7 protein-coding genes are annotated in these 11,253 nt (G+C 71.8%); all 7 read left to right on the forward strand.

Translation table 11 applies throughout. The features are described from left to right. The first annotated feature begins 77 nt into the window (after positions 1-77). The 7 genes from GVL03_RS04940 (at position 78) to GVL03_RS04970 (ending at position 11,156) form a co-directional block, all read left to right on the forward strand. Entirely contained in the window at positions 78-1,601 is a 1,524-nt protein-coding gene (locus GVL03_RS04940) for an ABC transporter substrate-binding protein (protein WP_159499879.1), read from the forward strand. Positions 1,602-1,666: 65 nt separating this feature from the next. Continuing rightward, positions 1,667-2,608 carry an ABC transporter permease gene (locus tag GVL03_RS04945; RefSeq protein WP_159499880.1) on the forward strand — a complete coding sequence of 314 codons (942 nt, stop codon included), beginning with the start codon at positions 1,667-1,669 and terminating at the stop codon, positions 2,606-2,608. Then, a complete protein-coding gene (locus GVL03_RS04950) occupies positions 2,605-4,479 on the forward strand; it encodes a dipeptide/oligopeptide/nickel ABC transporter permease/ATP-binding protein (protein ID WP_159499881.1) in 1,875 nt (624 codons plus the stop codon). The genes GVL03_RS04945 and GVL03_RS04950 overlap by 4 nt, the downstream gene beginning before the upstream one ends. Then, entirely contained in the window at positions 4,476-5,309 is an 834-nt protein-coding gene (locus tag GVL03_RS04955) for an ATP-binding cassette domain-containing protein (protein ID WP_159499882.1), read from the forward strand. Before GVL03_RS04950 ends, GVL03_RS04955 begins: the two co-directional genes overlap by 4 nt. 178 nt (positions 5,310-5,487) lie before the next feature. Continuing rightward, on the forward strand, positions 5,488-7,773 hold the full coding sequence (locus tag GVL03_RS04960) for a beta-glucosidase (protein ID WP_235038025.1): 2,286 nt from the start codon (positions 5,488-5,490) through the stop codon (positions 7,771-7,773). Next, positions 7,770-9,278 (forward strand): glycoside hydrolase family 43 protein, encoded by a 1,509-nt coding sequence (locus tag GVL03_RS04965; protein WP_159499883.1) that lies wholly within the window; start codon positions 7,770-7,772, stop codon positions 9,276-9,278. Before GVL03_RS04960 ends, GVL03_RS04965 begins: the two co-directional genes overlap by 4 nt. 75 nt (positions 9,279-9,353) lie before the next feature. Continuing rightward, complete coding sequence (locus GVL03_RS04970) at positions 9,354-11,156, forward strand: DUF5605 domain-containing protein (RefSeq protein ID WP_159499884.1); 1,803 nt, start codon at positions 9,354-9,356, stop codon at positions 11,154-11,156. Positions 11,157-11,253: the final 97 nt, after the last annotated feature.

Here is an 11,253-nt window from a genome sequence, read left to right on the forward strand (position 1 = left end):
GAACGCTCGGGTTTAGTGCTAGCGTACCCCGGCAGAGGCGATCCGCAGTGGTATCGCCCGGAGGAAAGGGACCAAGGATGTTCCGTTGGAAGGCCACAGCAGCAGTAGCCGCCATCGCGATCAGCGCTCTCGCGCTATCGGGATGCGCCGGCGGGGACGACTCCGCCGACGGCGGCTCGGGAGGCACGCTCACGATCGGCGCGGTCCTCTCGCCGACGACGCTCGACCCGGCGGGATCGGAGTGGGGAAACCGCTCGCCGTTCTACCAGGCGGTGTACGACACCCTCCTCCTCGCGACGCCGGACGGCGGGATCGAGCCGTTCCTGGCGACCGACTGGTCGTACAACGACGACAACACCGAGCTCACCCTGACCCTCCGCGACGACGTCGTCTTCAGCGACGGCAGCGCCCTCACCGCCGACGTCGTGGCGGCGAACCTCCAGCGCTTCAAGGACGGCACCTCGCCCGACGCGGGCTACTTCGCGGGCATCGACGCCTTCACCGCCGTCGACGACTCCACCGTCCTGATCACGCTCTCCGCGCCCGACCCGGCCCTGCTCAACTACCTGACGCGCGACCCCGGTCTCATCGCCAGCGGGGAGGCGCTCGAGTCCGATCTGGCGACGACCCCGGTCGGATCGGGGCCGTACCTGCTCGACACGTCCGCGACCGTCACCGGCACCAGCTACGTCTACACGAAGAACCCCGACTACTGGAACCCCGACCTGCAGCACTACGACAAGCTCGTCATCAACGTGCTGTCCGACCCGACCGCGGCGCTCAACGCCATCAAGGCCGGCGAGGCGAACGGCGTCAAGCTCGCCAACAACGACAACCTCGCCGAGGTCGAGGGCGCGGGCTGGACGGTCAACACCAATGAGCTCGACTTCCAGGGCCTGCTCCTGCTCGACCGCGCCGGCACCACCAACCCCGCACTCGGCGACGTCCGCGTCCGGCAGGCGCTGAACTATGCGTTCGACCGCGCGGCGCTGCTCACCGCGCTGCAGAGCGACCACGGCACGGTGACCACGCAGGTCTTCCCCGAGTCGTCGGCCGCCTACGACCCGGCGCTCGACGACTACTACACCTACGACCCGGCCAAGGCCGAGCAGCTCCTCGCCGACGCGGGCCTGGCCGACGGGTTCACGCTCGCGATGCCGAGCACGACACTTCTGGGCGCGACCACGTACACGCTCATCGAACAGCAGCTGAACGACATCGGCGTCACGGTCGAGTACACCGACACCGGCAACAACTTCATCGCCGACCTGCTGGCGCCGAAGTACCCCGCGTCGTTCATGGCGCTCGAGCAGAACCCGGACTGGCAGCTGATCCAGTTCATGATCGCCCCGACGGCCGTCTTCAACCCCTTCGGGTACTCGGACCCGCAGGTCGACGAGTACATCCAGCAGATCCAGGTGGGCGACGAGGACACCCAGGCCGCCGTCGCGAAGGAGCTGAACGCGTACATCGTCGAGCAGGCGTGGTTCGCACCGTTCTACCGCGTGCAGGGCAGCTTCGGGACGGATGCGTCGACGACCGTCGAGATGCTCCCGACCAACGCCTATCCGAACATCTACGACTTCCAGCCGAAGCCGTAGCCACCAGACCCCGGCCCGCCCGCCGCCCGAGGCGGGCGGGCCGGATCTCTGCCACCGGAGCCCTCATGCCCATGTTCATCGTCCGCCGGCTGCTGTCCGGCGTCGTCCTCCTCTTCGTCATCTCGTTCGTGGCGTTCGCGATGCTCTACGCCGGCAGCGGCGACATCGCCCGCCGGATCCTGGGGCAGAGCGCGACCGCCGAGACCGTCGCACGGAAGGCCACGGAGCTGGGCCTGGACCGGCCGCTGCTCGTCCAGTACGGGGACTGGCTCGTCTCGGCGCTCACAGGGGATCTCGGCCGGTCCTGGTTCTCCGCGCAGTTCGTCGCGACGAGCGTGACGAGCCGGCTCGCGGTCACCCTGTCGATCGTGATCGGGGCGACGGTCGTCGCGGCGATCCTCGCCGTCGTCCTGGGCGTCCTCGCCGCCCGCCGGGGCGGCTGGATCGACGCCGTCGTGCAGTTCGTGTCCGTCCTGGGATTCGCCATCCCCGGCTTCCTCATCGCCCTCTTCCTCGTCCTCATCTTCGCCATCAACCTGCACTGGTTCAAAGCCACCGGGTACATACCGATCACGCAGTCCTTCGGCGGCTGGATGACCTCGGTCACGCTGCCGATCGCGGCACTCTCGCTCGGGGTGATAGCGAGCGTCGCACAGCAGGTGCGCGGCTCGGTCATCGACGCGATGTCGCGCGACTACGTGCGCACGCTCCGCAGCCGCGGCATCGGAACCGGCCGGATCGTGTACAAGCACGTGCTGCGCAACGCGGGCGGACCCGCGCTCGCCGTGCTCGCCGTGCAGTTCATCGGGCTGCTGGGCGGCGCGGTCGTCGTGGAGCAGGTGTTCGCGCTTCCGGGCATCGGACAGCTCACGGTGCAGGCCACCGCCCAGGGCGACATCCCCGTCGTCATGGGAGTCGTCATCGCCACCGCCATCATCGTCGTCATCGTCAACCTCCTCATCGACCTCGCGCAGGCCGCCCTGAACCCGAAGGTGCGACTCTCATGACCGCCATCGCCGTCCCGCCCGCCGTCCCGACCCCGCCCGTGCGCACCTCGCTCCTGCGCCGACTGCTGCGCCGCCCGCTCGGCGTCGCCTCGCTCGTGTTCCTCGCCCTCCTCGCGATCGTCGCGCTCGTGGGCCGCTGGATCACTCCGTTCGACCCGAACACCGCCTCGCTCCAGCTGGTGCTCGCACCGCCCAGCGCCGAGCATCTGCTGGGCGCCGACAGCGCGGGACGCGACGTGCTGTCGCGGCTGCTGGCGGCGACCCAGGTCAGCATCGCGGCCGCGCTCCTCGCGCTCGTCACCGCGCTCGTGATCGGCGTCGTCTCGGGGCTCATCGCCGGCTACTACCGCGGCTGGTTCGACGCCGCCGCGTCCTGGGTGACCTCGCTGCTCATGGCGCTTCCCGGCATCGTCGTGCTCCTGGCCGCCCGCGCGGTGCTCGGCCCCTCGGTGTGGCTCGCGATGCTGGTGTTCGGCATCCTGCTCTCGCCGTCGTACTTCAGACTCGTGTACGCCGCCGTCACCGCGGTCCGAGGCGAGCTCTACGTCGACGCCGCGCGCGTCTCGGGGCTCTCGGACGTCCGCATCATCGGCCGCCACATCCTCTCGGTCGTGCGCGCGCCGATCATCATCCAGTCCGCCATCATCGCCGGCATCGCGATCGCCATCCAGTCCGGACTCGAGTTCCTCGGGCTCGGAGACCTGAGCGTGCCGACCTGGGGCGCGATGCTCAACGACGCGTTCCTGAACATCTACAAGGCCCCGACACTGATGATCTGGCCGTCGCTGGCGATCGCGCTCACCTGCATCGCCCTGACGCTGCTGGCCAACACGATGCGCGACGAGCTGGAGCGCACCGTGGTGGTGCGCCGCCGTCGGCGCCGGGCCGTCACGACCGCGACCGGATCGATCGCCGCCGTCACGACATCGGTGCGCACCGGCGGCGGCGACCTGGCCGAGCTCGACGAGCCCGACCCGCTGCCGCCGGGCACCGAGACGATCGTCCACGCCGACGACGACCACGCGTCGCTCACGGCGCCGACGCTGCTACGGGTACGCGATCTCACGGTCGGCTACGACCAGTCCGACGGGTCGACGATCGAGGTCGTCCACGGCGTCTCGTTCGACATCCGCAAGGGAGAGGTGCACGGCCTGATCGGCGAGTCGGGGTCGGGCAAGAGCCAGACCGCCTTCGCGGTGCTCGGGCTGCTGCCCCGGGGCGGACGCGTGGTCGGCGGCAGCATCCTGTTCGACGACATCCAGCTCGCAGATGCCGCGGACCGCACGTACTCCGGCATCCGCGGGGCGCGGATCGGCTACATCCCGCAGGAGCCGATGTCGAACCTCGACCCGTCGTTCACGATCGGCAGCCAGCTCGTCGAGCCGCTCCGGGTCGGGCTTGGCCTCGGCAGGAAAGAGGCGACCGCTCGGGCGCTGGCCCTTCTCGAACGGGTCGGGATCCCGAACCCGAAGCGCACGTTCGCGGCGTATCCGTTCGAGGTCTCCGGCGGCATGGCCCAGCGCGTGCTCATCGCCGGAGCCGTCTCGACCGACCCCGACCTGATCGTCGCCGACGAGCCCACGACCGCCCTCGATGTGACGGTGCAGGCGGAGGTGCTCGATCTGCTCCGCGACCTGCAGCGCGAGCGGGGCATGGCGATGCTCCTGGTCACCCACAACTTCGGCGTGGTCGCCGATCTGTGCGACCGGGTCTCGGTCATGCAGCAGGGCGTGTTCGTCGAGCAGGGGCCGGTGCGCACCATCCTCGGTGCCCCCTCGCACCCGTACACGCAGTCCCTGCTGGACGCGATCCTCGATGAGGGCCCCGCCCGCGCCCCGTTCCCGCAGACCACCGAAGGAGAACGGTCGTGAGCAGCCTGCTCGAGGTCACGGACCTCGTCGTCGAATACCCGGGCAAGGGTCTGCGGGGCAAGCCCTTCCGCGCCCTGAAGGGCGTCTCGCTCGACATCCGCGCCGGCGAGACCGTGGGCCTGGTCGGCGAGTCCGGCTCGGGGAAGACCACGCTCGGCCGCGCGGTGCTCGGGCTCGCGCCGGTCACCGAGGGCTCCATCCGCTTCGAGGGACGGGAGATCGGGCAGCTGGGCCGGCGGGAGCGCCGGAAGCTCAGCCAGGACATCCAGGTCGTCTTCCAGGACCCCTACTCGTCGCTCAACCCGTCGATGACGATCGAGCAGATCCTCGCCGAGCCCCTCACCGCCGGCGGCACGGGCGCCAAGGACGCCGGGGCGCGCGTGCGCGAGCTGCTGGACCGCGTGGGGCTGCCCTCCGACGCCCGCTCGCGCCTCCCGCGCGAGTTCTCCGGCGGTCAGCGGCAGCGGATCGCCATCGCCCGCGCCCTCGCGCTCGACCCGAAGCTCATCGTCTGCGACGAGCCGGTGTCGGCACTGGACCTCTCGACCCAGGCCCGCGTGCTCGACCTGTTCATCGAGATCCAGGAGCGCACCGGCGTCGCCTACCTGTTCATCACGCACGACCTCGCGGTCGTGCGGCACGTGAGCCACCGCGTCGCGGTGATGTACCAGGGCGAGCTCGTCGAGACGGGGGACGGCGACCAGGTCACCGCGCGACCACAGCACCCCTACACCCAGCGCCTGTTCCTCGCGGCCCCCGTGCCGAACCCCGACGAACAGCGCAAGCGCCGCGAGGCGCGCCGCGCACTCGCCGCCTCCCAGAACGTCTGAGAGCCGAACCCCCGTGAAGAAGGATCCCCCTGTGACAACCGACCAGTCCCCCTCGACCGACACGACCGGGCATCTGCGTCCCCTGCTGGAGAAGCTGACGCTCGAGCAGAAGGCGGCGCTCGTGCAGGGCGCGGACTTCTGGACGACCGTGCCGCTGCCCGAGATCGGCCTGCGGGCGATGACCCTCTCGGACGGCCCCGCCGGCGTCCGGGGCCCCCGCTGGGACGAGCGGGAGCCCTCGCTGAACCTTCCCTCGGGCTCCGCCCTGGCGGCGTCCTGGGACATCGACCTCGCCTACCGCTACGGCGCGGCCGCGGCCTCCGAGGCCCGGCGCAAGGGCGTCGACGTGGTCCTCGGCCCGACGATCAACCTCCACCGCTCGCCCCTCGGCGGCCGGCACTTCGAGTGCTTCAGCGAGGACCCGGAGCTTTCCGCCGACCTGGCGGCCGCGTACGTGCGCGGCCTGCAGGAGAACGGCGTGGCCGCGACGCCGAAGCACTACGTCGCCAACGACTCGGAGACCGACCGGTTCACCCTCGACGTGCAGGTCGACGAGCGCGCGCTGCGCGAGCTCTACCTCGCCCCCTTCGAGCGCGCCGTCGAGGCGGGGGCGTGGGCGATCATGAGCGCCTACAACTCCGTCGACGGCGTCACGATGACCGAGAACGACCTGCTCGAGACCCCGCTGAACTCGGAGTGGGGCTTCGACGGCGTCGTCATCAGCGACTGGACCGCGGTGCGCTCGCTCGACGCCGTGACCGCCGCGCAGGACCTCGCCATGCCCGGGCCCGCCCCCGCGTGGGCGGGGCTCGTCGGCGCGATCCGCGACGGCCGCCTGGACGAGGCCGACCTCGACCGCAAGGTGCTGCGCATCCTGCTGCTCGCCGAGCGGGTCGGCGCGCTCGGCGACGCCGCCCCGGCGCAGCCCGCCCCGGTCGACGGCCCCGCCTTCGCCCGCACGGCCGCGATCGAGGGCTCGGTGCTCCTCGCGAACGACGGCATCCTGCCGCTGGATGCCGCCGCCATCGGCTCGATCGCGATCATCGGCCAGAACGCCCGTGACGCCCGCACGCAGGGCGGCGGCAGCGCGACCGTCATCCCGGAGCACGTGACGACCCCGCTCGCGGCGCTGCGCGCCGCCTTCCCCTCCGCCGAGGTCCGCTTCGAGCTGGGCGCGATCGTGCAGGAGGGCGTCGCCGAGCTGCCGCTCGAGCAGACGACCAACCCGGTGACGGGCGAGCCGGGGCTGCGGGTGACGTTCCGGGACGCGGACGGCGCGGAGCTGTTCGCGGAGGACCGCCGCGCCAGCGACCTGGTGTGGTTCGGCGGGGACGCCCCGGTCGCGGCGGCCAGCACGCTCGTGCTCGAGACGCGCTACACGGCCGAGGAGACCGGCGAGATCCTGCTGGGCTTCGCCGGCGCGCACCCCGCCCGGGTGTTCGTGGACGGCGAGCCGGTGCTCGACGACCGCCCCGTCATCACCGGGACCGACCTCGGCGCCGCCTTCCTCAACCCGCCCTCGGTGACGGCGGCCGTCCCGGTCACGGCCGGCGTCGCGGTGGACCTGCGCGCCGAGTTCGCGGTCGGGCAGGACGTCGGGCCGCTCTCCGGAGCGCTCAGCGCACGGCTCGGCATCGCGCCCGACGACAGCGATCCCGACGGCCTCATCACGCGCGCCGTGGCGGCGGCCGCCGCATCCGATGTCGCCGTCGTCGTGGTCGGCACGAACTCGAAGGTCGAGTCGGAGGGATACGACCGCAGCGATCTCGACCTGCCCGGACGCCAGGACGAGCTCGTCCGCGCGGTCGCCGCGGTGAACCCGCGCACGGTCGTCGTCGTCAACGCCGGCTCCCCGGTGCTTCTCCCCTGGGCCGACGAGGTCGGGGCCGTCCTGCAAGGGTACTTCGGCGGCCAGGAGTTCGGCTCGGCGGTCGCCGACGTGCTCACCGGCGCGGCCGAGCCCGGCGGACGCCTTCCGACGACGTGGCCCGCGAGCCTCGCGGAGGTGCCGATCACCGACGTCACCCCCGACGAGGGCGTGCTGCGCTACGCCGAGGGCCTGCACATCGGCTACCGCGCCTGGCTGAAGGCGGGGGCCGAGCCCGCCTTCCCGTTCGGGCACGGGCTCGGCTACACGACCTGGTCCTGGGGGACGGCCGAACGGGTCGGCGACGCGGTCGAGGTGACGCTCGCCAACACCGGCGAGCGCGCCGGCAAGCAGGTCGTGCAGGTCTACGCCGAGCGGGCCGACTCCGCGGTCGAGCGCCCCGAGCGCTGGCTCGTCGGGTTCGCGGTCGTGCGTGCCGAGGCGGGACGGACCGTCACCGCGACGATCCCCGTGCCCGCCCGGCACCTGGCCCACTGGGCGGGGGGCTGGGTGGTCGAGCCCGGCGCGTACACGCTGCGCGCCGGCTCCTCTGTCGCCGATCTCCCCCTCTCGGTCGAATGGACGGTGACGGCATGACCACGCTCCACAATCCGCTCGTGAACGGCTTCCACCCCGACCCGAGCGTCGTCAGGGTCGGGGACGAATGGTTCCTCGCGACCTCGAGCTTCGAGTACCTCCCGGGCATCCCGATCCACCGCTCGCGCGACTTCGAGACGTGGGAGCTCATCGGCCACGTCGCCACGCGCCCCGGCCAGCTCGCGGTCGAGGACGTCCCGACCGCCGGCGGGGCCTGGGCGCCCACCATCCGTCATCGCGACGGCGTCTTCCACCTCGTCATCACCGACGCGATGGGCCGCGGGACGCTGCACTTCACCGCGACCGACCCCGCCGGCCTCTGGAGCGACGGCGACCTCATCCTGAAGCAGGACGGATCGAGCCCGATCGACGGCATCGACCCCGACATCGCGTGGGACGACGAGGGCAACGTCTACATCACCTACTCGGGCCTCATCCTCAGCGGCGATCAGCTGGGACAGCACCTCGGCATCCAGCAGGTGAAGGTCGACCTCGACCGCCACATCGCCCTGGAGGAGCCGCGTTCGCTGTGGTCGGGCACCGGCGGGCAGTTCCCCGAGGCGCCGCACCTGTACGAGGTGGGCGGACGCTGGTACCTCATGATCGCCGAGGGCGGCACCGAACGCGGGCACGGCATCAGCATCGCGCGCGGCGACGGTCCGGAGGGCCCCTTCGAGACGGCTCCGCACAACCCGCTCGTCTCGGCGCGCTCGACGATCCGCCCGATCCAGAACACCGGCCACGGCGATCTGGTGCCCGGGCCCGACGGACAGTGGCTGTGCGTCCTGCTGGGCGTGCGGCCCAGAAGCGGCACGCGCGCGTTCTCGGCGCTCGGCCGCGAGACGTTCGTCACCCCCGTCCGCTGGGAGGACGACGGCTGGCCCGCCATCGACCCGGTGCTGCTGAACCCCCGCCCCGGCACCCGGACGGAGGTCTCGTTCGACGAGCCGCTGGATGCCGAGTGGATCGCGGTGCGGGCGCTCCCCTCCGCCGTCGCCGACCTCGGCTCGCGTCCCGGATGGCTGACGCTCCACGCCGACGGCACGACGCTGGACGATCCCCGCCCCGTCTTCGTCGGGCGCCGCCAGGAGCACCTCACGAACAGCGCGACCGTGCACGTCGACGTCTCGGACGGCGCGGGCGGCCTCGCCGTGCGCTACGACGAGCGCTTCCACGTCGAGGTCGAGGCGGGCGCGGGCTCGGTCACCGCGAGGGCCGTCGTCGGCGGCCTCGTGCAGGAGTGGACCCTGCCGTTCGCCGGAGCGGAGCTCGACCTGCACATCGACTCCCGCAAGCCCGCCTCGTCCGCCGGCTTCGTCACGACGAGCGACGTCTTCCACCTCGCGGCGACGATCGACGGCGAACGCGTCGAGCTCGCCGAGGTCGACGGACGGTTCCTCGCCTCCGAGACGGCGGAGTCGTTCACCGGGCGCGTCATCGGCGTCTACGCCGTGGCCGGCCGGATCGCCGTGCACAGCTGGGTCGCCGAGGGCGACGACGACTGACGGATGCCGCCGCGGCCGCCGCGAAGCGGTGAGCGGCGGCATCCTGACCTCTGACATCGAAGAAGGGACGACCTCGTGTTCGACCGCTCCTCGGTGTTCGGCGACGTGCTCGACAGCCCCGCCGGACGCCGGGTGCTGGAGAGGCACCTGCCCGGCGTCGCGGCCTCGCCGATGGCGGCCCAGTTCCGCGGCATCCGCCTGGGCCAGCTCGTCGCGCTGGTTCCCGAGCTGGAGGACCCCGCCGCGCGGGATCGCCTGTGGACGGCGCTGGCCGAGGTCGGCGACGGCGGCAGCAGGCCTCCGTACGCCCCGCAGATCGCCCCGGACCCCGGGTATGAGGGCTCCGCCGTGCCACGCGGCCGGGCCGGGCTCGCCCTGCCCGGCCCGGTGCCGCGGTGGGACGCGATCGAGATCCGCCTGGACGGCCCCTCGCACGGCAACCCGTTCGTCGACGTCGAGCTCGACGCGGTGTTCACGCGCGGCGGCCAGCAGGTGCGCGTCGGCGGCTTCTACGACGGTGACGGCGTGTACCTGATCCGGGCGCTCGCCGACGTCGAGGGGGAATGGGCGTTCGTCACGCGGTCGACCGCCCGATCTCTCGACGGGGTGACCGGCGTCATCCGGGTGATCGCGCCGCGCGAAGGATCGCACGGTCCGGTGCGGGCTGACGGCTTCCACTTCCGCCATGCGGACGGGACGCGCCACCGCCCGCTCGGCACGACCGCGTACGCGTGGACGCACCAGCCGGAGGCCCTGCAGGAGCAGACGCTGAGAACGCTCGCCGAGGCACCGTTCACGAAGCTGCGGATGTGCGTGTTCCCGAAGTCCTACCTCTACAACGCGAGCGAGCCCGACGACTTCCCGTTCCCCGGCTCGCTCGCGGAGGGGTTCGATCCGACGCGGTTCGACCCCGCGCACTTCCGCCGGCTCGAGCGGCGCATCGCGCAGCTGGCGGAGCTCGGCATCGAGGCCGACCTCATCCTGTTCCACGCTTACGACCGGTGGGGCTTCGCCGACCTCGGGCCCGCAGTCGACGACCGGTACGTGCGCTACGTCGTGCGGCGCCTCGCCGCGTTCTCGAACGTGTGGTGGTCGCTGGCCAACGAGTACGACCTCGTGTGGTCGAAGGACGAGGCCGACTGGGAGCGGCTCGCCGCGATCGTCGGGGAGGAGGACCCGTTCGGGCACCTCGCCTCGATCCACAACTGCCGCCCGTTCTACGACCACTCGAGACCCTGGATCACGCACGTCAGCGCGCAGCGGGTCGACGTCTACCGCACGGCCGAGGAGACCGACCGATGGCGCGAGCGGTGGGGGAAGCCGGTCGTGATCGACGAGTGCGCCTACGAGGGCGACATCGACCAGGGCTGGGGCAGCATCACCGGCGAGGAGATGGTGCGCAGGTTCTGGGAGGGCGCCGTCCGCGGCGGCTATGTCGGCCACGGCGAGACCTACCTGCCCGGCCCGGGCGAGGACGAGGTGCTGTGGTGGTCGAAGGGCGGGGTGCTGCACGGGTCGTCCCCCGACCGCATCGCCTTCCTCGATCGCCTCCTGGCCGAGGCGCCCGACGGCGTCTGGGAACCGCTGCCGTCGGACTGGGACGTGCCGTGGGGCGGCGTCGCCGGGTCGCACCTGGTCGGCTACTTCGGCTTCAACCGGCCGCGCTTTCGCAACCTCGTGCTCCCGGAGGGCGAGTGGCGGGTCGAGGTGATCGACACGTGGAACATGACGGTCGAGCCGGTGCCCGGCATCCACCGCGCAAGCGTGCGGGCCGATCTCCCCGGTCGTCCCTACATGGCCGTCCGCTGCATCCTCTCCCCCACCCCTTCCCCTTCTTTCGCCGAACCCACACTCATCGCCCGAGCCCACACGCTCTGACGCCCGGAAACGGGTGGGTTCGCGCGAAACAGGTGGGCTCGGGCGATGAGTGTGGGTTCGGCGAAAGAAGGGGAAGGGGTGGGGGAGAGGATGCAGC

The organism is Microbacterium sp. 18062, assembly GCF_902706225.1.
Taxonomy (GTDB): Bacteria; Actinomycetota; Actinomycetes; order Actinomycetales; family Microbacteriaceae; genus Microbacterium.

Bases quoted from the DNA above. Each gene is read 5' to 3' on its own strand.
- GVL03_RS04940 (WP_159499879.1), top strand. From the start codon at position 78: ATGTTCCGTTGGAAGGCCACAGCAGCAGTAGCCGCCATCGCGATCAGC.
- GVL03_RS04945 (WP_159499880.1), top strand. From the start codon at position 1,667: ATGCCCATGTTCATCGTCCGCCGGCTGCTGTCCGGCGTCGTCCTCCTC.
- GVL03_RS04950 (WP_159499881.1), top strand. From the start codon at position 2,605: ATGACCGCCATCGCCGTCCCGCCCGCCGTCCCGACCCCGCCCGTGCGC.
- GVL03_RS04960 (WP_235038025.1), top strand. From the start codon at position 5,488: ATGACCCTCTCGGACGGCCCCGCCGGCGTCCGGGGCCCCCGCTGGGAC.
- GVL03_RS04965 (WP_159499883.1), top strand. From the start codon at position 7,770: ATGACCACGCTCCACAATCCGCTCGTGAACGGCTTCCACCCCGACCCG.